Raw genomic sequence first — 21,450 nt, forward strand, 5'->3', positions numbered from 1 at the left:
CTTCGGACCCGTGGCGGGCCCTTCCGCACGACCGGACCGCACGGCCGCCTGGCCTTGTTGACGCGTCGTCCGGATTGGGCCACATTGAGCCCGGGGTTCAGGGGGGATTCACATGGTTTCTGCGTACGCGGAACTGGAAGAGCGGATGCGCGAGCGGCTCGGGGGCAGGGAGTGCCTCTACGTGCCCTCGTGCCGCTTCGGGCTCTATCTCGCACTGCGCCACTGGTGCAGACCCGGCGGCCGGGTGCTGATGTCACCCGTCAACGACGACGTCATCCTCTTCGTCGTGCTCGCCGCGGGACTGCGCCCCGTACAGGCGCCGCTCGACCCCCGCGACGGGTCCGTCGACCCGGCCGCCGTGCCCGAGTCCCTCTGGCACGGCCTCTCCGCCGTCCTCACCACCAATCTGTACGGGAACCCCGACCCGGCACCCGCCCTGCGCGGCCACTGCGACCGGCTCGGCATCCCGCTGATCGAGGACGCCGCCCACGCGATCGGCTCCACCGTCGGCGGACGCCCGGTCGGCACGTACGGCGAGGCGTCCGTCTTCAGCCTCTCGAAGCACACCGGTGCCAAGACCGGCGGCTTCCTCGCCCTCGCCGACCCGGCCCTCAGGACCGAACTCGCCGCCGCCCGCGACAGGTTGCTGCACCCGACCCGTACCACCGCCGAACTCGCCCACCTGGCACGGCCGTACGCCGAGGCCACCCTGCGCGGCCTGCGCCTCGCCGGGGCCGCCCGCGCGGCCGTCCGGCGCCTCGGCCTCGACGAGCGGGAGGAGATACGGATGCCGCTGCGCGCCGACGAGCTGGCCCGGGCCCTCCCGGCGGCGCCCGCGCTCGACCCCTTCCACTCCTGGGTCCGGGTCGACATGCACGACTACCGGCTGCGCCCGGGCGCCGGGCGGCTCCGCCGCACCACCCGGAAGTTCGCCCGCCTCGACGGCGTCCTCGACGCCCACCGGGCGGGCACCGAGCGTCTCCTCGCCAGCGAGTACGGCGACGCGAGCGGCGCGTACGGCGGCGCCGACCGCGAGGTCCAGCCGCTGTTCCGCGTGCCGCTGCTCGTCGGCGACCGGGACGCGGCCACCGCCGCGCTCGCCCGGCACCGGATCACCACCGGCTACCTCTACGACCCGCCGCTCGACAGCTACGCGGGCGAGGCCTTCACCGACCCCTCCCCCGAGCCCCGGCCGGCCGCCTGGTTCGCCCGCCACGCCCTGCCGGTCGACCCGCGCCGCGCGGACGAGGCCCTCGCCGTGCTCCGCGGCGCCGGCATCCGCCCGGCCCAGCCCTCGCAGCTCCTCGGCGGCGCCCGGTGACCGACACCGTACGGCTGCGGGGCCAGGAACAGGAGCCGGAAGCGGCCCCGGGCCCGGCACGGCACACCGCCGCGCGGGCGGGAGGCGGCGCAGACGGCACGGGCCCGCTCGACGGGCGGAACGGGCACGACGGGCACGACGGACGCGCACCGGAGAGCGCGGGCTCGGGCCCGGACTCCGGCGAGAACTCCATGTTCCGCAACGCCTACGCCCTCATGCTCTCCACCGGCGTCTCCGCCGCCCTCGGCCTCGGCTTCTGGCTGGTCGCCGCCCGCTACTACTCGGAGGAGGCCGTCGGCCAGGGCTCCGCCGCCATCGCCGCCCAACGCCTCCTCGCCTCCCTCACCGCCACCACCATGATCGGCGCGGTCGTCCGGTACGTGCCCCGGGCCGGCCGGGCCACCGGGCCGCTGGTCCTGCGGATGTACCTGGTCAGCACCGTGGTCGTCGCCGTGGCCTGCGGTGTCTTCCTGCTGACCATCGACTGGTGGGGCCCCTCGTACGCCCCGCTCGGCACCCTGTCCGCCGGGATCTTCTTCACCGCCTCCTGCGTCGGCTGGGCGCTGCTCACCCTCCAGGACGGCGTCCTCACCGGGCTCAGACGGGCGATCTGGGTCCCCGTCGGCAACGCGGTGTTCTCGCTCGGCAAACTCGTCCTGCTGGTGCTGCTCGCCACCGCCCTGCCCCTGCTCGGCGTCTTCGTCTCCTGGTCGGCGGCGATCGCCCTGTCCGTGCTGCCGCTCGGCTGGCTGGTGTTCCGGCGGCTCATCCCCCGGCAGGCGCACGCCGACCGGGACCGCGAGCCGCCCGGCCTGCGCGAGATCGGCCGCTTCATGGCCGGCGACTCCGTCGGCGCGCTGTTCAGCCTCGCCATGATCAACCTGCTGCCGGTGATGGTCGCCGTCCGCTTCGACGCCGCCCACAACGCCTTCTTCTACACGGCGTACACCGTCGGCGGCACGATGGAGTTCATGGCCATCAACATGGCCTCCTCGCTCACCGCGCACGCCTCCCACAGCCCCGAGTCCCTCGCCGAGGGCGTCCGCGGCGCCCTGCGCCGCATGGCGCTGCTGCTCGTGCCCGTCGTGCTCGTCCTGGTCGTCCTCGCCCCGGTGATCCTCGCGCCGTTCGGCCCGGAGTACGCCGAGCACGGCACGACCGTGCTCCGGCTGCTCGCCGCCGCCGCGCTGCCCCGCGTCGCGGTCGAGCTGTACATCGGCGTCCTGCGCGTCCAGGGCCGTACGGGCGTGCTCGCCCTGCTCCAGGCCGCGATGTGCGTCCTGGTCCTGGGCAGCGCGGCCCTGCTCCTCGGGCCCGTCGGGATCGCGGGCGCCGGGTACGCCGTCCTCGCCTCGATGACGCTGATGGCCGCCGTGTCGGCGCCCGGCCTGCGGGCCGCACTGAAGGGCCGCGCGCCCGTGCGGCAGCCGCACGAGACGGCCCGGGCGAAGCCCCGCGCGGAGGACGGCTACGGCACCAGCTGGGCGCGGGAGAGCGCCTATCTGCGCGGCGCGCACGACTCGGTGACCCCGGCCTTCGGCATCCCCGTGTACGTACCCCGGCAGCGCGACCGGGAGCCGGGCGGACCGGCCGCGCTCACGGCGGCCGCCGCGCACCCGCCGGTGCCGGGCGCGGAGAGGACGGACGGCCCCGGACGGGCGGCGGCCTGGCTGTGGCCGCTGCTCGGTCTGGCGGCCGGGCTCTTCTGGTTCCCGCTGGCCCGGTCGGGCGAGCTGGCCGTCGAGCGGCTCTCCGGGACCGGGCTGCTCGCCGCCCTCCCGCCCGTCACGCTCCTCGCCGGGCTGCTGCTCGTCGCCCTCCAGGGCGCGGCCGTCGGACTCCGCGTCTTCCGGCCGGCGTTCGCCGGAACCGTCCTGCTCGCCACCTTCCTCGCCCTGCACACGGCGCCGCCGCTGCTGGGCCTGTGGCCCGCCGAGGCCGCCGGGCCGGGGGCGGCGCTCCTGGGCGGCGGGACGGAGCGGGCCGTCGCCCCGATCGCGCTCCAGGCGCTGAGCCTGATGCTCGTGGCGGTGCTGCTGCGGGTGGTCGGGGTGGGCGCGCGGGTCACCGCCGGGGTGGTGTGGGTGCTGGTGTGGGCGGGCTGGGCGGGGCAGCAGGCCTTCGCCACCGCCCCGCTCCCGCTCTTCCTCGGCCTGGCCGGCGGCACGATGGCGGTGTGCGCCTTCCGGGGCCTGACGTCGGACCGCGGCTGACGCCCCCGGACCGGGTTCAGCCGGCCCGTACCGGGCCCGAGGAGTCGTCGTACAGGACCCGGAAGCGACCGGGGTCCGCCGGGTCCCGGTCGGCGACCTGGACGGGCGGCCACGCCCACTGCCACACCCCGATGCCGGGCCTGCGCGAGAACCGGATCACCCCGCGGGTCCCTTCGACCGCGACGCTCGGCCAGGCCGCGGCGACCGCCGCCCGGTCCGTACCGCGGCAGCGCAGCAGGCCGGCGAGGACGGTGACCGTGTCGTAGCCCTCGAAGGCGACGAACGAGGGCGTCTCGCCCAGCCGTCGGCGCAGCTCCGCCTCGACGCGGGTGCCGAGCGGGCCGAGCCGGTCGGGCAGGTACCGCAGGAACGGGACCGCCGCCCCGTCGGGGCCCAGCAGCGCGTCCCAGTCGGCCAGTTCCGGCTGCCCGGCCGGGGCGCCGATGAGGACCTCGGCGAGCCGCTCGTCGCGGCGCACGGCCCGGACGAGCGGCACGACCGGCTCCGGGTGGCCGGCCAGCAGGAGCAGGGCGGTCGCCCCGCTCTCCGCGAGCGCGTCGCAGAGGCCCTCGGGGTCCGGCCCGGCGGTGTCGAGGACGGTCACGGTCCCGCCGTGCGGCGCGAGGTGCTCGCGCAGGACGCGGGTCCCGGCGGCCCAGTAGACGCTCGGCTGGGCCGCCACGGCGATCCGGCGGTGGCCCGTCGCGAGCAGGAAGTCCCCGTAGGTCCGCCAGCCGTGGGACTGCGCGGGGGCGATCCGCGCGACCTGGTCCGTGGCGTCGTCGGTGAGCGCGTCGAGGACCGCCGAGGAGCAGAGGAACGGCAGCCGGAGGGCGTCGGCGCGGGCGGCGGCGGCCCGGGCGACGACGCTGTGGTACTCCCCGGCGAGCGCGGCCACGCCCAGGCCGGCCAGCTCCTCCACGGCCGCCGTGGCCCGTTCGGGGTCGGCGGCGGTGTCCCGGACGAGCAGCTCCAACGGCCGTCCGCCGATCCCGCCTTCGGCGTTGACGTCACGGACGGCCGCTTCGAGGCCGGCGAGGAGATGCCGTCCGGCGCCGACCCAGCCGGGCGGGGTCAGCGGGACGAGGGCGCCGATCCGGACGGGCGTTCCGTCCGCCGGTTCCGCTCCGGACGGCAAGGGCGACGATGACGACGACGGTGACGACGGCGGCGGCGATGACGGCGATGTGGTGGGCGTGGGCATGCGTGGACGTCTCCCCGTGTGACGAGCGTGGTCGGTCGCGGCGGCGCTGCCCGTACCGTAGCGACTCCCGGTGTCCGGGCTACCCCCGCCCGGGTACGTCCTGCCGGAAGTACGGGTCCCGGCCCGCGATCCGGTAGCCGTCCAGGCCCGGCCCCGCGTCCACGGTCAGGTCGCAGCCCGGACCGGGGACGGCGCGGTTCCAGTGCACGTACGCCCGTACGCGCGGCAGCGTGGGCGCCACCCCGGGGATCGCGGTGTACCAGTCGCGCTGGCGCCGCGGGTCCTTCGGGTCGGGGGCGGTGGAGAACTCCGACAGCATGATCGGCTTGTCGTCGGAGATGTTCTTCCGGAGCCAGTCGTAGCCGGGGCGCTGGCTCCGGTCGAAGTCGAGCCAGTCGGGCGACTTGTGGCAGAGGTAGTAGTTGTACTGGTCCATGCCGATCCAGTCGACGTACGCGTCGCCCGGATAGAGCGCCTTCATCAGCCCGGCGTTGCCGAGGTAGCCGGAGACCGTCCACACCCACACCACGTTGGTGACGCCCAGCTCGTCGAAGCGCTCGCGGACGTGCCGGTAGGCGGCGACGTACTCCTCCGGGGTGCCGGCGCCCTCCTCGATGCGGAAGTCGGCCTCCTGGTCGAAGGCGAAGAAGACCCGCTTGCCGTACTCCTTGACCCGCAGGGCCTGGGGATCGATCACGGAGGCGTCGTACCGCCCCGAGGCGATGTTCTTCCAGCCGAGCTGCCTCTCGGTCCAGCCGGCGTGGTGCTTCTCCGTCCACACGGTGGATTCCCAGGCCAGCATGAGGAGCCGGTCCCGGCCGAGTTCACGCTCGTCGGGGGTGAGGAGCTCGCCGTCGGCCTTGCTCCCCGACATGTCGTGGTACGTGTAGACCAGGTCGAGCTTGCGGCCGATCTTCTTCTCGAAGGCGTACACCGGCCGGGTCAGCGAACTGTCCTCGTCGTACGGGATGTACGCGCCCCACCAGGCCCCGCAGGGCGCGACGAGCAGTTCGTCGGCGGCGCAGCGGTCGTCCTCCCCGGTGAGCGTCGACCAGACCGCCGCCCCGGCGACCAGCGCGCCGACCGCGGCGAGCGCGACCACGAGCCGGGCCCACGGGCCGCGCCCGGCGGACCGCCCGCTCACCCGCCCCCACCGGCCGATCGTTTACGGAACATGGGCGCGCGGACCAGTGCCGCCCCGGCGCCCTCCCGTTCGACCGCGCCGCGGGTGGCGGCCGGCAGCGGCACGCCGGGCAGGAGGGAGGCGACGCTCACGAAGACGGCGAGGACCACCAGGAAGACGGTCAGCGAGAAGGCCTTCGACAGGAACAGGGTGGTCGCCACCAGGGTGGCCACGGAGAGGCTGACGGGCGCGGCGAGCGCCAGCGCCTCCAGGCGGGCGCCGGGGCGCAGCCCGAGCGGCTGCGGGAGCAGCACGGCGAGGCCCGGAGCGAGGACGACGAAGGCGAGGACGGGGATCCAGCGCAGCGGGGAGCCGCCGGGGAAGGCGGTCGCCGCGAGGGCGACCCAGCCGGAGGCCGCGAGGGCGGCTCTGCGCTGGACGCGCGGGGTCAGGCGTGGATGGGCCATGAGGTCCTGCTCCCTGGGCTGCTGCGACGGGGTGGTGGCGTCGGTGGTGGCGGTGGTCGTGCGGTGGGCGGGCGGGGCGGGGTCAGCCGCCGGTGGTGGGCCGGTAGCGGAGGACGACGCCGTACGTGTTCTCCTCGACGACCTGGAAGAGCGGGGAGCGCTTCAGCGCGCCCCGGAGGCTGTCGAAGCCGCCCTCCGGGAGGTAGCCCTCGCCGATGACGGCCTCGCCCTGGGTGCGGGTGAGGATCACGTACGCGGGGCGGCCCGCCGGGATGCCGCCGGCGAGGTAACTCGCCGGGTCCTTCAGCATGCGGAGGTTCTCGTCGACCTCCTGCTCGGTGAAGAACCAGCGCTCGTAGTGGTCGTAGCGGTAGTACGCGTCGGGGAACGCGCCGGTCGCGGCGAGGATCAGGGCGCCCTCGGGCGCCCGGTCGAAGGCGCGGCGGGTGAGCGCGGTCTCGCCCGGCGGGGCGTAGTGCATGCCCTCCTTGCCGTAGTACGAGGGCAGGAAGCCCGCGAGCATGGCGACGAGGGTGACCGGCAGCGCGACGGCGGCGATCCGGCGGGCGGTCACCGCGGCGCGGCTGACGGCCCCGGCGGCGGGGACGAGCGCGGCGGCGGCGAAGAAGGCGGAGCCGGGGAGGCCGAAGAGATAGACCCGGAAGATCATCTCGCCGCCGTAGTCGTTGACGGCGAACATCGGCAGCGGCGCGGCGGCGGCGAGCGCCAGCGGCAGGGCGCTGCGGACCAGCTTGCGGCGCAGCAGCACGGCGGCGACGGCGAGGCCGCCGAGGGCGAGGACCATCAGGATGTTGGCGCTGCCGACGAGCTCGGGGCCCGGCCCGGTGGGGTCGCCCGCGAAACCGGGGCGCGAGTTGCCGAGCAGGTCACCGGCCTTCTCGCGCAGGGTGCCGAGGGTGTCGAGGAACAGCTCCCGGCCCATCGTGAGGTTCCACGCGAGCATGACGAGGCCGGAGGTGACGAGGAGCCCGATGTTGCGGTAGCGGCGGGTGAGGCAGAGCGCGAAGAGGGTCGCGCAGAGCATGATCGGCGTCAGCTGGTGGCTGGCGTTGATGGTCGCGACGACCGGCAGCAGGATGAGCACGGCGACGGCCCGCTGCCGGGTGGTCGTCGGCGGCGGGACGGCGGCGGCGGCCGGGTCCAGGGTGCTCCGGTCGCGCAGCGGACCGGCCGAGCCGGGCAGCACGAAGTGCCGGACCACGACGGCGAAGACGGTGAGGTAGAGCAGGTACGAGAAGCCCTGCGGGGAGAGGTAGTCCTGCCCCACCCAGTTCGCCAGCTGGAAGATCCACACGCCGGTCCACACGAGCCGCCAGTCGTCGCTGAACGTGCGGTAGACCAGGATCAGGACGGGGACGGTGAGCAGACCGAGCGCGACCGGGGCCCAGTTGATGAACGAGGCGGCCGCGTCCACCCCGAACGCCCGGACCAGGGCGGCGTCCAGGGAGAAGAAGCCCGGCCACTGGTCGTAGGCCGACATGCCGCCGGACAGCTCCCGCCCCGGGTGCACGGTGCCCTCGTCGAGTAGCCTGCTGATGATCGCGTCGTGCTTGGACGCCCAGGCGTAGCGGACGGTGTCGTAGAGGATCGCGGGCGGCGCCTTGAGGGCGACGAGCATGGCCGCGCAGTAGGTCGCGGGCCACAGCGGCGCGGTCCCCGCACGACGCAGCGAGAGGACGAAACCGCAGGTCAAGACGGCAAGGGCGGCGTAGAACGTGAGGGGGAAACGGTCCAGGAGACCGAACTCCGCGATGTCCCTGAAATCGATCCGGGGCAGCGCCCAGAGCCAGAGCGCCGCGGCCGCCAGGAGCGGGACGAGGTTGAGCGTGTCGGGCGACCGGAGGGCCCTGCCGAACCGGCGGGCCACCGGGCGGGGCGGCTCCCCCGTCCCCTGCCCCGCGACGGCCCGCCGCTCGTCCACCTCCCGGTCCCCCGCGGAGGGCTGCGGCGGCACACCGCTCCCGGTCACCGGTGCGGGCCCCTGACGCTGCACGGCCTCTCCCCCCACGGACTGTCCCTTTCGACGAAGTACCGGAAGGTACTTCGGTTCTGATCGATGCTTCAACCACCGGACGGATCTCCGGAGTTGCCGGTGTGCGAACGGACCGCCGGTCAGCCGGCGAACTCCGGCCCCCTGAGCAGGGCGCGGGCCCTGCGGTACATCCGCCAGCCCACCGTGGGCAGCGAGTCCGGGTACGGCGCCGCCTTCGCGCCCCGCCCCTCCATCCACTGCTCCACATCGGCGACGGTGTGACTCCTGCGCAGGATGAGCCGGGCGATGCGGTAGATCTCGTCGGTCCGCGAACTGAGCGCGTGCCGGACGGCGACCGCCGAGGTGTACCCGGCGGCCGCGGCGGCCCGCCGCACGGCCGGGCTGTTGTAGCCGTGCGGATAGGCGAGGTGCACCACCTCGTGCCCGAGGACGTCCTCCAGGACCGCCTTCGACTCGCGCAGCTCGCGGCGCAGGGCGCGCGGGGCGAGGGTGTCCAGCTGCGGGTGGGTGACGGTGTGGGCGCCGACCTCCATCCCGTACTGCTCAAGGCGCGGCGCCTGCGCGAGGGTCATCATCGGCGCGGGCGGCAGCAGGCACGGCCGCCCGGGGGTGATGGCACCCGTGGTCAGGTACGCGGTGGACGGCAGCCCACGGGAGGCGAGCGCCTCGCCTGTCGGCCCGGCGAGGTCGGCGAAACCGTCGTCGAAGGTGAGGACGACGGGCCGGGGCGGCAGCGGGGCGCCGGTGGCGAAGTGCGCGGCGAGGGCGCCCACGGTGATCGCGGTACGCCCGCTGGCCACGATCGCGTCCAACTGGGAGGCGAACTCCCGCGGCGAGACGGTGAACTCGGCGATCCAGTCCGGCGGGTCGGCCATGACGGCGTGGTAGAGGAGGACGGGTATCCGGGTGGGGAGCGGCGGCGGCGTCATCGGGGGTTCCTCCCCTGCCGGCGGGAGGGAGCCGCGGGGGCGGCCTGGGCGGGGGCGTCGGTTGCGGGCCGGGTAGGGGCCCCTGGGGTCCCTCGGGCCGCCAGGCGGGCGCGGGACTTGGCGTAGCCGAGGGGGCCGTAGAGCATGCCTCGGCGCTCCAGCCGGGAGAGGGCGGGGGGCCAGGGGTGGTGGTGGGTGCCGTGCTCGCCCGGTACCCCGCCGTCGGCCTCGCCGCGCTGGGCGGTCATGGTCCGGGCGTACGCGAGGCCGCGCGGCAGCCGGGCGAGCAGGGCGGGCAGCAGCCGGGGGCTGCGGACCAGGATGGCGGTGAGGTACGCGGTGAGGCCGGCGCCGTAGCCGTACGCCTGGTTCCGCAGGTCCTGCCAGGTGTCGCGGTGGTGGTGCCAGACGAGGGCCTCCGCGGTGTAGCGGAGGCGGAAGCCGGCGGAGAGGACGGCGACGAAGGCGTACAGGTCGTCGCCTCCCTTCGCGGCGGTCCCGGTGCCGGTCGCCGGGTCGAAGCCGCCGGCCGCTCGCAACGCCCGGGCCCGGAAGGCCATGTTGGCACCGGAGCCGAAGCTGCCGGCGGTGAACGGGAAGAGCGGTTCGTCGGCGGGCGGCCGCGCCGGGTCGTACAGGCGGGGCGCGAAGCCCTTGGCGAAGCCGCCGTGGGACTCCAGGAGGACCTGGGCGGGGGTGCTCAGCCGGGCGGGCAGGATCAGTCCGGTGACGCAGCCGAGCCCGGGGTCGGCGGCGAAGGGCGCGGTGAGGGCGGTCAGCCAGTGCGGGTCGGCGATGACGTCGTCGTCGGTGAAGGCGACGACGGTCCCTTCGGCGGCGGCGAGCCCGGTGTTGTGGGCGACGGCGAGGCCGGGGGTGTCCTCCCGGACGTACCGGACGCGGCCGGCGTACCCGCGGGTCACGAGCGTGTGGGTGGCGGTGGTGCGGGGCGCGTTGTCGACGACGATCAGCTCGTGGTCCGGGTGGTCCTGGGCGAGGAGCGAGTCGAGGGCGCGGGCGAGGGACTCGGGGCGCTCACGGGTGGCGACGACGACGGAGGCGCGGGGCGGGGCGCTCGGGGCGGCCTGCGGACGCGTGGCGGCTTCGGAGCGCTCAGCGGCGAGGCGTTCGGCCGCGAGGCGTTCGGCCGACGACCCCTTGGTCCCCGCCTTGTCCTCGGTCTCCCTCAGGCGCCGCCTGGCGAGGCCGGCGAGCACCTCGGCGGGGTCCTCGCCCTCGGTGAAGGCGCCGACGACGGTGGCCGCGGGCCGGCCCCGGAGCCGTACCAGCGCGTACACGTCGCCGGGCACGACGTCCGGCCCGCCGGGCGCGGGCCGGAAGTCCAGCACGGGCCCGTCGGGCGCGTCGAGGTCGAGCTCGGCGACGGAGAGGGGCCGGGGTGCGGGGAGGCTCATCGGGCGGTGCTCCACGGGAGGACGGGGACGGCGGCGGGGGCGACGCGGGCGGTGCGGGGTGGGCTCACGAGGACATCGACTCGGGCGGCGGTTGCCGGCGGACGGGTGCGGCGGGCGGGGCAGGTGCGGCATGTGTGGCGGGCGTGGCACGTGCGGCACGTGCAGCAGGCGTGGCATGTGCGGCAGGTGCCGCCGACGGGTGGCGCCTGGGCCCTCGTGGCGTCAACGGGGGCCCCGCAGGCGGGCGAGGCGGTTCAGGGTGGCGCGGCCCCGGGCGGCCAGCTCCGGGCGGCGGCGCACATAGCTGTGCACGCGGCGGGAGGGCTCGCGGCCCAGCCAATGGAGCGCGGCGCGCACCCCTGGGCGCACGACGGCCCCCTCGTGGACGGTCAGTTCCCCCGTCTTCAGGGCGTCCTTGTACTCCGCGTCCCCGCGGCCCAGGTCGAGCATTCCGATCCCGGCCGCCGCCGCGGCCTCCGCCATCCGCAGATGGAGGACGAGCCCCGGGGAGAACTTCGCGAACTCCGGGTCGTACGCGGGGAACCAGCAGGACAGCACGGTCGCCGACCGCAGCCCGAAGTGGGCGGCGACGGGCCGCTCGCCCACGTAGAGCACGGAGAGGACTCCGGAGCAGCCGGGCGTACGGAGCTCGTGGAGGCGGCGGACGAGGGTGGTGATCCAGTCCTTCGCGAACCGGTCGCGGCGGCCGGTCCTGCGGTACTGGGCGGACTTCCAGGCCATGAGGGTGCGCAGCGCCTCCGGGTCGCGCTCGTCGAAGACGAACCGCACCTCGCCCTCGCCGAGGCGGCCGAGCTTGCGCTCCTTGGCGAGGGTGGTCCTGAGGAACTTGGGCGACTGGGCGCGCAGCAGCGCCTCGTACGCGGGGTAGCCCTCGCCGACGTCGATCACGGGCGAGGCGAAGGACTCGGTGGCGGCGCCTTCGAAGACGGGCTGGTCCGCCTCCAGGTTGTCGAACTGCCAGCCGGCGAGCCCGCAGTGGCGCAGCAGGGCGCGGGCGCCGGGCCGCAGTCCGGGCCGCAGCACGGCTCCCTGGCTGTCGGAGACGCCGAAGCCGATGGCCCGGCCCTGCCCCAACGGGCCCTTCTCGTACGGGAAGAAGCCGACGGGCTCGTGCCCTTCCCACCAGACGGCGACCCGGGCGCGGGGCCGTACGGCGGCGACCGCCCGGGTGAACTCCGGTTCCATGAAGGGGTTCGCGGGCGCGCCGGACTTGGCGCGCAGTTCACGCCACGCCTCGACCTCGCGTGCGCTCAGCTCCCCCGGCCTCACGACCCGCATGCGGACAGCGTCGCTCACCTTGCCGACCCCCCGGTCTTCCCCCATGAGTCCTGCCAGGACAGGACGGTACCGGTCCGGAACCCGCCGAGACAGGGATACTCGTCGTTTCCGTGACCAATCCGTGAAGGAGTGGACACGGAGGTGAACCGTGGCGCCCCGGTGTCAGAGTGGCTTGATGCGAGCCTTGAGCAAGCAGAACTCGTTGCCCTCGGGGTCGGCGAGGACGTGCCAGTTCTCGTCCCCGGTCTGACCGATGTCGGCGCGGCGGGCGCCGAGCGCCAGGAGGCGTTCGAGTTCGGCGTCCTGGTCGCGGTCGGTGGGGTTGAGGTCGATGTGCAGCCGGGACTTCCCGGGCTCCGGCTCGTCCCGGACGCTGAAGAAGATGGTGGGCTGCGGCCCGCCGAAGCCTTCCGGCGTCCCGATCTCGACGCAGCCCTCCTCGCGGCCGACGACGACGTAGTCCAGGACCTCGCACCAGAACCGCGCCAGCAGTTCGGGGTCGCGGCAGCCGAGCACGAGCTCACCGATCCGACATGCCATCAGAAACCTTCTCTCACCGGGGGGAACGGGCCGGACCCACGGACGGCCGGGGCGGCGCGGCACCGCGGCGACGGTACCGGAAGGGCCGGGCCCGGGAAAGATCTTTCCCGGGCTCAGACCACCCGCGTGCCGGCCCGCCAGACCTCCGTCACCAGGGGGACGCCCGGGCGGTACGCCAGGTGGACGTGCGAGGGGGCGTCCAGGAACGTGAGGTCCGCGCGGGCGCCGGGGGTCAGGCGGCCGACGTCCTGGCGGCGCAGGGCCGCCGCGCCGCCGGCCGTCGCCGACCAGACGGCCTCGTCGGGCGTCATGCCCATGTCCCGTACCGCGAGGGCGATGCAGAACGGGACCGAGGACGTGAACGACGAGCCCGGGTTGCAGTCCGTGGACAGGGCCACCGTCACGCCCGCGTCGAGGAGGCGGCGGGCGTCCGGCCACGGGGCCCGGGTGGAGAACTCCGCGCCCGGGAGGAGGGTGGCGACGGTGTCGCCGGACGCCAGCGCGTCCACGTCGGCGTCCGTGAGGTGGGTGCAGTGGTCCGCGCTCGCCGCGTCCAGCTCCACCGCCAGCTGGACACCGGGGCCGTAGGTGAGCTGGTTCGCGTGCACCCTCGGGTGGAGGCCCTTCGCCTTGCCCGCCGTGAGGATCGCGCGCGCCTGGTCCCCGTCGAACGCGCCCTTCTCGCAGAAGACGTCCACCCAGCGGGCGTACGGGGCGCAGGCGTCCAGCATCTCGCCGGTCACGAGGTCCACGTACGCGGCCGGGTCGTCGGCGTAGTCCGGGGAGACGATGTGCGCGCCGAGGTAGGTGACCTCGTCGGTGTGCTCGGCCGCGATGCGCAGGGCGCGGGCCTCGTCCTCGACCGTCAGGCCGTAGCCGGACTTGGTCTCGAAGGTCGTGGTGCCCTGGCGGAGGGCCTCGCGGAGGTAGCGGGCGACGTTCGCCGAGAGTTCGGCGTCGGTGGCCGCGCGGGTCGCCGCGACGGTGGTGCGGATGCCGCCGGCTTTGTAGGGCTGGCCCGACATCCGGGCGTTGAACTCGGCGGTGCGGTCGCCCGCGAAGACGAGGTGCGAGTGGGAGTCCACGAAGCCGGGGATCACCGCCCGGCCACCGGCGTCGACCCGGTTGTCAGTGGCCGGTGCTTTGCTGGATTCACCGACCCAGACGACGCGGTCGCCGTCGATGACGACGGCCGCGTCCTGGATCAGACCCAGGGCACTGCTGTCACCGAGGGAGGGATCGTTCGTGACGAGGCTGGCGATGTTGACGATGGCGGTGGCGGTCGTCGCCACGGCGCTGTTCGCGCTCGTGGGGGCGGAGCTCGCCATCGGGTTGTTCGTCGCCGCGGGGCCCGTGTTCATGGTGAGGGGTGTCTCCTTCAGGCGCTTCAGCCGCGCAGTGCGGCGATCGAGTCCGCGAGGGCACGGGACACGTCCGGCACGGTCCGGTGGACCCCGTCCCGTACGACGTGACGTCCGCCCACGACCGTGTGCCGGACGTCCGCTGCCGACGCTGCGAATACCGCCGTCTCGGCTGCCAGACGCGGTACCGGTCCCGCTGTCCTGACCGAGTCGAGCGCGATCGTCGTGAAGTCGGCGAGGGCGCCGGCCTCCAGGGTGCCCGCGTCGGCCCAGCCGAGGGCCGCGTGACCGTCCGCCGTGGCCGCGCGCAGGAGGGCCGCCGCCGTCCAGTGGCCGCGGGTGCGGGTGCGCAGCCGCTCGTTCAGTTCCATGGCCCGCGCCTCCTCCAGGAGGTCGATGACCGCGTGGCTGTCGCTGCCGAGGGAGAGCGGGGAGCCCGCCCGCTGCAGGGCGACCGCCGGCCCGATGCCGTCGGCCAGGTCCCGTTCCGTCGTGGGGCACATGCACGTGCCGGTGGACGTCGAGCCGATCAGCGCGATGTCGGCGTCGGTCATGTGGGTGTTGTGGACGCCCGTGGTCCGGGCGCCGAGCACCCCGTGGTCGGCGAGCAGCTGCGTCGGGGTGCGGCCGTGTGCGGCGAGGCAGGCGTCGTTCTCGGCGGTCTGCTCGGAGAGGTGGACGTGGAGCGGGGCCTGCCGGTCCCGGGCCCAGTCCGCCACCGTCGACAGCTGGTCGGCCGGGACGGCCCGTACCGAGTGGATCGCCGCCCCGATCCGTACGCCCTCGCGTTCCTTCAGCGCGCTCGCCCGCTCGGCCCAGGCGTCCGCCGTGCCGTCGGTGAAGCGGAGCTGGTGGCGGTCGGGCGCGGCGCCGAAGCCGGAGGAGAGGTACGCGGTGTCCAGGAGGGTGATCCGGATGCCGGCTTCTCCGGCGGCCGCGATCAGCGCCTCGCCCATGGCGTTGGGGTCGGCGTACGGGGTGCCGCCGGGCGCGTGGTGGAGGTAGTGGAACTCGCCGACGGCGGTGATGCCGGCCAGCGCCATCTCCGCGTACACGGCCCGGGCCAGCGCGAAGTAGCTTTCGGGGGTGAGCCGTTGGGCGACGTTGTACATGACCTCGCGCCAGGTCCAGAACGTGCCGGAGCCGACCTGGACGGTGCCGCGCAGGGCGCGGTGGAAGGCGTGCGAGTGGGCGTTGGCCAGGCCCGGGATGGTCAGGCCGCGCAGGACGACGGCGCCCGGGGGCGGCACCTCGACCCCCGTGCGGACGGCGGTGACGCGGCCGTCCGCCACCTCCAGGGCCACGCCCGGCTCGACGTTCGGGTCGAGCCAGGCGTGTTCCAGCCAGTACGTCGTCAGCGGCACGCCAGCTCCTCCAGTACGTCGGCGAGTGCGAGGACCCCGGCCACGCAGTCGTCCTCGGCCGCGGACTCGGCCGGGGAGTGCGAGACGCCGGTGGGGTTCCGTACGAACAGCATGGCGGTCGGGATCGATGCGGAGAGGATTCCCGCGTCGTGTCCCGCGCCGGTGCCGAGGACCGGGACCTTTCCGGATTCGCCCAGGATGCGGGAGAGCTCGTCGCGCAGGGCGTGCGAGAAGTCCACGACCGGGGTGAAGGACTCCTGGACGACGGTGAGGTCGATGCCGTGCCGCCGGGCGTAGTCGCGGGCCGCCGTCTCGACGCCCGCGACGACCGTGTCGAGGGAGTCCTGGTCAGCGGCGCGGGCGTCGAGCCAGCCGCGGACCAGGGAGGGGATGGCGTTGACGCCGTTGGGCTCCACCGCGATCTTGCCGAAGGTGGCGACGGCGCCGGCCAGCTCCGCCTCGCGGCGGGCGGCGAGGACCGTCTCCGCGTAGGTGAGCATCGGGTCGCGGCGGTCGACGAGCCGGGTGGTGCCGGCGTGGTTGGCCTCGCCCGCGAAGTCGTACCGCCAGCGGCCGTGCGGCCAGATGGCGGAGGCGATGCCGACGGCGTCCCCGGACAGGTCGAGGGCGCGGCCCTGCTCGACGTGGAGTTCGACGAACGCGCCGATGCGGGCGAGCCGTTCGGGGTCGGGGCCGATCCGGGAGGGGTCGTGGCCGGCCGCTTCCATGGCCTGCGGGAGGGTGGTCCCGTCGGCGTCGCGGAGCTCGTACGCCTGCTCCTTCGTCAGCCGGCCCGCGGTGAGGCGGGAGCCGACGCAGGCGAGGCCGAAGCGGGCGCCTTCCTCGTCGCCGAAGTTGACGATGGCGAGGGGCCGCTTGAACGAGGCTCCGCGCGCGCGGAGTTCGTCGAGCGCGGCGAAGGCGGAGACCACGCCGAGGGGGCCGTCGAAGGCGCCGCCGTCCGGGACGGAGTCCAGGTGCGAGCCGGTGACGACGGCGTCTCCCGCGGTCGGGTCGCCGAGCCAGGCCCACTGGTTGCCGTTGCGGTCGGTCTCGACGTCCAGGCGGCGGGCCTCGGCCTGCATCCGGAACCAGAGGCGGCAGTCGGCGTCGGCCTCGGTCCAGGCGTAGCGGCGGTATCCGCCGGAGGCGGCGCTGCGGCCGAGGGGCCGCAGCGACCGCCACATGGCGTGGAAGCTGTCGCTCACGCGGAGTCACCCTCGTCGGCCGGGTCGCCCTCGCGCATCGGGACGCGGACGCCCTTCTCGTCGGCGACGCGCTCGGCGATGTCGTAGCCCGCGTCGACGTGGCGGATGACGCCCATGCCGGGGTCGTTGGTGAGGACGCGGCGGATCTTCTCGCCCGCGAGCTTGGTGCCGTCGGCGACCGAGACCTGGCCGGCGTGGATGGAGCGGCCCATGCCGACGCCGCCGCCGTGGTGCAGGGAGACCCAGGAGGCGCCGGAGGCGACGTTCACCATGGCGTTCAGGAGCGGCCAGTCGGCGATGGCGTCGGAGCCGTCGAGCATGGCCTCGGTCTCGCGGTACGGGGAGGCGACCGAGCCGCAGTCGAGGTGGTCGCGGCCGATGGCGAGGGGCGCGGCGAGGGTGCCGTTGCCGACCATGTCGTTGAACATGTCGCCGGCCTTGTCGCGCTCGCCCTGGCCGAGCCAGCAGATGCGGGCGGGCAGGCCCTGGAAGTGGACGCGCTCGCCGGCCATCTTGATCCAGCGGTGCAGGGACTCGTTCTCGGGGAAGAGGTCGAGGATCGCCTTGTCCGTCTTGTGGATGTCGCTCGCCTCGCCGGAGAGCGCGGCCCAGCGGAACGGGCCCTTGCCCTCGCAGAACAGCGGGCGGATGTAGGCGGGGACGAAGCCGGGGAAGGCGAACGCCCGGTCGTAGCCGGCGAGCTGGGCCTCGCCGCGGATCGAGTTGCCGTAGTCGAAGACCTCGGCGCCGGCGTCCATGAAGCCGACCATGGCCTCGACGTGCCGGGCCATCGACTCGCGGGCGCGGGTGGTGAATCCGGCCGGGTCCTTCGCGGCCGCGTCGGCCATGTCCTCGAAGGCGATGCCGACGGGGAGGTAGGAGAGCGGGTCGTGCGCGGAGGTCTGGTCGGTGACGATGTCGATGGGGGCGCCCTCGGCGAGCATCTGCGGGAGCAGTTCGGCGGCGTTGCCGAGGAGGCCGATGGAGAGCGGCCGGCGGGCGTCGCGGGCCTCGACGGCGAGCTGGAGGGCGTGGGCGAGGTTGTCTGCCTTGACGTCCAGGTAGCGGTGCTCGATGCGGCGCTCGATGGCGCGCGGGTCGACGTCGATGCAGAGGGCGACGCCGTCGTTCATGGTGACGGCGAGGGGCTGGGCGCCGCCCATGCCGCCGAGGCCGGCGGTGAGGGTGATGGTGCCGGCCAGGGTGCCGTGGAACTTCTTGGCGGCGACGGCGGCGAAGGTCTCGTAGGTGCCCTGGAGGATGCCCTGGGTGCCGATGTAGATCCAGGATCCGGCGGTCATCTGGCCGTACATGGTGAGGCCGAGGGCCTCCAGGCGGCGGAACTCCTCCCAGTTGGCCCAGTCGCCGACGAGGTTGGAGTTGGCGATGAGGACGCGGGGGGCCCACTCGTGGGTCTGCATGACGCCGACGGGGCGGCCGGACTGGACGAGCATCGTCTCGTCCTGCTTCAGCGTCCGGAGGGTGCGGACCATGGCGTCGAAGGAGCGCCAGTCGCGGGCGGCCTTGCCGGTGCCGCCGTAGACGACGAGCTTGTCGGGGTGCTCGGCGACCTCGGGGTCGAGGTTGTTCTGGAGCATCCGGAGGGCGGCCTCCTGCTGCCATCCCAGGGCGCTCAGTTCCGTACCGCGCGGGGCCCGTACGGGGCGGGGTCCTGACATGGCGGTGCCTCCTCGAATGTCGTTCAGATATTCACATCCTGGCGGCATGAATAGTTGTAGTCAACAGGGCGATGCCCCGCGCCCCGGCGATTCGGGGTGATGGGATGGAGCACATGGCCTCCTCCCGTCGCGATCTCGCCGTCCGAGCCTCCGTCGATCAAGGACTCCTCTCCCCCGCCGAACCGGTCGTCGCACTGCTCGACACGGCCGGCATCCGCGCCTCCGCCGCCGCGCTGACCAGCGCTTTCGCCGCCGTCACCGAGGCGCACGTGCTGCACGCCTTCGCCGTCAAGGCCGCCCCGCTCGTCCCCGTGCTCCGCCTCCTGCACGCGGCCGGGCTCGGCGTCGAGGTCGCGAGCCCCGGCGAACTCGCCCTCGCGCGCGCCGCCGGTGTCCCGCCCACCCACACCGTGCTCGACTCCCCCGCCAAGACCCCCGCCGAGCTGCGCCAGGCCCTCGCCCTCGGCATCGCCGTCAACGCCGACAACCTCCAGGAACTGGCCAGGCTCGACGCGCTCGTCGCCTCCGCGCCCACCGCCTCACCCCTTGGACTCCGGGTGAACCCGCAGGTCGGAGCCGGTTCCATCGGCGCGCTCTCCACCGCGACGGCCACCTCCAAGTTCGGCGTGGCACTCCGCGACGAGGGGGCCCGCAAGACCGTCGTCCAGGCCTACCTGGAGCGCCCCTGGCTCACCCGGCTGCACACCCACACCGGCTCCCAGGGCGTCCCGCTCGCCCTGATGGCCGCCGGGGTCGGGGAGGTGTACGCGCTCGCCGAGGAGATCAACCGGGCGGCCGGCCGGCAGCAGATCGACACCCTCGACATCGGCGGCGGACTCCCGGTCAACTTCGCCTCCGACGAGGAGACGCCGACGTACGCCGAGTACGCCCGGCTGCTCGCCGACACCGTCCCCGGGCTCTTCGACGGCCGCTACCGCCTGGTGACCGAGTTCGGCCGCTCGCTGCTCGCCAAGCACGGCACGGTCCTCGCCCGGGTGGAGTACACCAAGACCTCCGGCGGCCGCCCCATCGCCGTCACCCACGCGGGCGTGCAGCTCGCCACCCGGACGGTCTACGCCCCCGAGTCCTGGCCGCTGCGCGTCCTCGCGTACGACTCCGAGGGCCGCCCCCGCACCGGCGACGTCACCGTCCAGGACGTGGCGGGCCCGGCCTGCTTCGCCGGGGACCTGCTCGCCACGGGCCGCGCGCTCCCACTGCTGCACCCGGGGGACGTGGTGGCCGTGCCGGACACCGGGGCGTACTACTTCTCCCACCACTACGCGTACAACAGCCTGCTCCGGCCGCCCGTCCACGGCTTCACGGTGGACGAGGACGGCGCGGTCGTCTTCGCGGCCGTACGGAAGCCCCAGACGCTCGCGGAGATCGTCGCGGACTCGGGCGGCGGCCTCGCCGACGCCCTGGTCCGGTAGCGGACGCCCGGTCCGCCGGTTTCGATGAAGCCATGACTGGAACGGGAACGGGTACGAACACCACCTCCGTCGCCGTCGAGCGCCGGGTCGAGGCCTCCCCCGGCAGGATCTGGGAGTCGATCACCGACCTGCCGGACATGCCCAGGGTCCTCTCCGGCGTCGAGCGGGTCGAGGTGCTCACCGAGGGCGGCTTCGGCGTGGGCACCCGCTGGCGCGAGACCCGGCGGATGCTGGGCAAGGAGGCCACCGAGGAGATGCTGGTGACGGAGTGCGAACCGCCCGACCGGTACGTCACGGTCGCCGACTCGCACGGCATGCACTACGTCTCCGAGATCACCCTCACGCCCGCCGGCGAGGGGGCCACCACCCTGCGGATGGCCTTCTCCGCCCGGCCCGTCCGGGGCCGCAAGGCCGGGTTCCTCTCCCGGCTGCTGGCCCGCTTCGGCGCGAAGGCGGTCGCCAAGGCGCTCACGAAGGACCTGGCCGAGATCGCGCGCGCGGTCGAGTCCAGGACCTGACGGACGAGCTGCGGGCAATTTCCGCCAGACCCTGGCATGTTCCGATGGAAAATGCCAGAACGCCTCCCCTGGAGCGCTGCGTTCAGTAACGTCACCGTCACTGCCGCACGTTCGCACGCCGCATCGGGAGGGGAATCCGCGTGCCCGGAATCGACGAGTGCCTTCTGGAGGCCATGGCCCTGCCGGGCGCTCGCGGAGCCTCCCTGGTCGACTGGACCAGCGGGCTCGCCCTCGGGACGGCGGGTGACTCCCCGGTCGGCGACCACGAGACGACGGCCGCCGAGACCGCCGAACTGGCCCGCGCCGCCGCCGAGTTCGACTCCTTCGCGGCCGGCGGTCAGACATTCGCCGGCTCGGCCGTCTCCTCCGCCGGCGCCGTCGGCGAACCGCCCGTCGAGGACCTCATCGTCACCACCCGCGCCGGATACCACGTCCTCCGCTTCGTCGCGACCTCCTTCGACAGCAGCGTCTTCCTCCACCTCTGGCTCGACCGCGACACCGGCAACCTCGCCCTCGCCCGCATCCGGCTGCGCGACCTCGCCGAAAGGCTGGTCCTGGGATGAGCGCCGTCGCCGCCCCCGTCTCCCCCATGCTGGTCCGGCTCGCCGCCGAGAAGGCCACCGGCGCCCTGCTCCGCGACCACGGCACGCTCTACCTCGTCGACGGCCGGGTCGTGCACGCCGAGAGTCCCGCCGCCCCCGGCGTCGACGTCCTCCTCACCACCGGCGGACGGCTGCCCCGCGAGGGCTGGGACGAGGCCGTCGACCGCGCCGGGGCGCACCGCGCCGTCGGCCGCTTCCTCGTCGACAGCGGCCGGCTCCACGACGGCGAGCTGGAGATCTGCCACCTCGGCGCCGTCTTCGACGCGGCCTTCTTCGCCCTCTCCCCCACCAGCGGACCGACCCGCTTCCGGTACGGGGTGGGGCACTGGTTCGGCACGGTGCGGCCGGTCTCCGCCGAGGCCGTCGAGCGCGAGACCGTACGCCGCCGGGAACTCCTCGACGCCGTCTGGCCGTACGCCGCCGTGGACACCGCCCCGGTCGTGCCCCGCCCCGCCGCCCCCGGCCAGACCGTGGGGGCGCGCCAGCGGGCGCTGCTCGCCGCGGCTGACGGGCGGCGGACCCCGGCGGAGCTGGCCAGGCTGCTCGGCCGGCCCGCCTTCCACACCCTCCTCGACGTCCGCCGGCTCGCCGCCGCCGGACTGGTCGAGACCCCGCTCGACCCCGCCCCCGTGCCGCCGCCGCCCTTACCGGCCTGGCCGGCCCCGCAGGTGGCGGATCCCGACATCGCCCTGCTGCGCCGGCTCCGTGACGCCCTGGAGGCACACCTGTGATGAGGCGTGCCCTGCGCCTGCGCGCCGAAAGG

General features: G+C 74.5%; 18 protein-coding genes. 6 read left to right on the forward strand and 12 right to left on the reverse strand.

Going from position 1 to position 21,450, the window contains the following annotated elements; translation table 11 throughout:
* Positions 1 to 112: 112 nt before the first annotated feature.
* Positions 113 to 1,321 (forward strand): DegT/DnrJ/EryC1/StrS family aminotransferase, encoded by a 1,209-nt coding sequence (locus DEJ43_RS13990; protein ID WP_015034011.1) that lies wholly within the window; start codon positions 113 to 115, stop codon positions 1,319 to 1,321.
* On the forward strand, positions 1,318 to 3,534 hold the full coding sequence (locus DEJ43_RS13995) for a lipopolysaccharide biosynthesis protein (RefSeq protein ID WP_015034012.1): 2,217 nt from the start codon (positions 1,318 to 1,320) through the stop codon (positions 3,532 to 3,534). Before DEJ43_RS13990 ends, DEJ43_RS13995 begins: the two co-directional genes overlap by 4 nt.
* Positions 3,535 to 3,550: 16 nt before the next feature.
* Here the strand turns inward: DEJ43_RS13995 and DEJ43_RS14000 are convergent, their stop codons facing one another.
* The 12 genes from DEJ43_RS14000 to hutU all read right to left on the reverse strand — a co-directional run bounded on the left by DEJ43_RS14000 (position 3,551) and on the right by hutU (position 18,137).
* The gene (locus DEJ43_RS14000; protein ID WP_015034013.1) at positions 3,551 to 4,738 is read right to left on the reverse strand and encodes an ABC transporter substrate-binding protein; all 1,188 of its coding nucleotides are present in this window, start codon (positions 4,736 to 4,738) and stop codon (positions 3,551 to 3,553) included.
* Between the two features lie 79 nt (positions 4,739 to 4,817).
* Positions 4,818 to 5,882: a glycosyl hydrolase gene (locus DEJ43_RS14005; protein WP_015034014.1), complete on the reverse strand. Its 1,065-nt coding sequence runs from the start codon at positions 5,880 to 5,882 to the stop codon at positions 4,818 to 4,820.
* Positions 5,879 to 6,328: a hypothetical protein gene (locus DEJ43_RS14010; protein ID WP_015034015.1), complete on the reverse strand. Its 450-nt coding sequence runs from the start codon at positions 6,326 to 6,328 to the stop codon at positions 5,879 to 5,881. Before DEJ43_RS14010 ends, DEJ43_RS14005 begins: the two co-directional genes overlap by 4 nt.
* A gap of 82 nt (positions 6,329 to 6,410) precedes the next feature.
* The gene (locus DEJ43_RS14015) at positions 6,411 to 8,342 is read right to left on the reverse strand and encodes a hypothetical protein (protein WP_106433712.1); all 1,932 of its coding nucleotides are present in this window, start codon (positions 8,340 to 8,342) and stop codon (positions 6,411 to 6,413) included.
* Positions 8,343 to 8,461: 119 nt separating this feature from the next.
* On the reverse strand, positions 8,462 to 9,271 hold the full coding sequence (locus DEJ43_RS14020; RefSeq protein WP_015034017.1) for a polysaccharide deacetylase family protein: 810 nt from the start codon (positions 9,269 to 9,271) through the stop codon (positions 8,462 to 8,464).
* Entirely contained in the window at positions 9,268 to 10,686 is a 1,419-nt protein-coding gene (locus tag DEJ43_RS14025) for a glycosyltransferase family 2 protein (RefSeq protein WP_015034018.1), read from the reverse strand. The genes DEJ43_RS14020 and DEJ43_RS14025 overlap by 4 nt, the downstream gene beginning before the upstream one ends.
* A gap of 222 nt (positions 10,687 to 10,908) precedes the next feature.
* Positions 10,909 to 11,985: a GNAT family N-acetyltransferase gene (locus DEJ43_RS14030; protein ID WP_041663914.1), complete on the reverse strand. Its 1,077-nt coding sequence runs from the start codon at positions 11,983 to 11,985 to the stop codon at positions 10,909 to 10,911.
* A gap of 162 nt (positions 11,986 to 12,147) precedes the next feature.
* Positions 12,148 to 12,525 (reverse strand): VOC family protein, encoded by a 378-nt coding sequence (locus tag DEJ43_RS14035; protein ID WP_015034020.1) that lies wholly within the window; start codon positions 12,523 to 12,525, stop codon positions 12,148 to 12,150.
* Positions 12,526 to 12,638: 113 nt separating this feature from the next.
* Positions 12,639 to 13,853, reverse strand: a complete 1,215-nt coding sequence (gene hutI / locus DEJ43_RS14040) for an imidazolonepropionase (RefSeq protein ID WP_051026072.1) — start codon at positions 13,851 to 13,853, stop codon at positions 12,639 to 12,641.
* Positions 13,854 to 13,912: 59 nt separating this feature from the next.
* Complete coding sequence (locus DEJ43_RS14045; RefSeq protein WP_015034022.1) at positions 13,913 to 15,250, reverse strand: formimidoylglutamate deiminase; 1,338 nt, start codon at positions 15,248 to 15,250, stop codon at positions 13,913 to 13,915.
* Positions 15,241 to 16,437 carry an allantoate amidohydrolase gene (locus tag DEJ43_RS14050; protein ID WP_041663916.1) on the reverse strand — a complete coding sequence of 399 codons (1,197 nt, stop codon included), beginning with the start codon at positions 16,435 to 16,437 and terminating at the stop codon, positions 15,241 to 15,243. Before DEJ43_RS14050 ends, DEJ43_RS14045 begins: the two co-directional genes overlap by 10 nt.
* Before the next feature lie 17 nt (positions 16,438 to 16,454).
* On the reverse strand, positions 16,455 to 18,137 hold the full coding sequence (gene hutU / locus DEJ43_RS14055; RefSeq protein WP_015034024.1) for a urocanate hydratase: 1,683 nt from the start codon (positions 18,135 to 18,137) through the stop codon (positions 16,455 to 16,457).
* A gap of 104 nt (positions 18,138 to 18,241) precedes the next feature.
* Between hutU and DEJ43_RS14060 the strand changes: the two genes are divergently transcribed.
* The 4 genes from DEJ43_RS14060 (at position 18,242) to DEJ43_RS14075 (ending at position 21,418) form a co-directional block, all read left to right on the forward strand.
* Entirely contained in the window at positions 18,242 to 19,567 is a 1,326-nt protein-coding gene (locus DEJ43_RS14060) for a type III PLP-dependent enzyme domain-containing protein (protein WP_015034025.1), read from the forward strand.
* 32 nt (positions 19,568 to 19,599) lie between these two features.
* Positions 19,600 to 20,085 (forward strand): SRPBCC family protein, encoded by a 486-nt coding sequence (locus tag DEJ43_RS14065; protein WP_015034026.1) that lies wholly within the window; start codon positions 19,600 to 19,602, stop codon positions 20,083 to 20,085.
* 140 nt (positions 20,086 to 20,225) lie between these two features.
* Positions 20,226 to 20,648 (forward strand): roadblock/LC7 domain-containing protein, encoded by a 423-nt coding sequence (locus DEJ43_RS14070; protein WP_015034027.1) that lies wholly within the window; start codon positions 20,226 to 20,228, stop codon positions 20,646 to 20,648.
* Positions 20,645 to 21,418, forward strand: a complete 774-nt coding sequence (locus DEJ43_RS14075) for a hypothetical protein (protein WP_015034028.1) — start codon at positions 20,645 to 20,647, stop codon at positions 21,416 to 21,418. Before DEJ43_RS14070 ends, DEJ43_RS14075 begins: the two co-directional genes overlap by 4 nt.
* Positions 21,419 to 21,450 lie beyond the last annotated feature (32 nt).

The sequence above is a fragment of the Streptomyces venezuelae ATCC 10712 genome, from assembly GCF_008639165.1.
GTDB lineage: Bacteria > Actinomycetota > Actinomycetes > Streptomycetales > Streptomycetaceae > Streptomyces > Streptomyces venezuelae.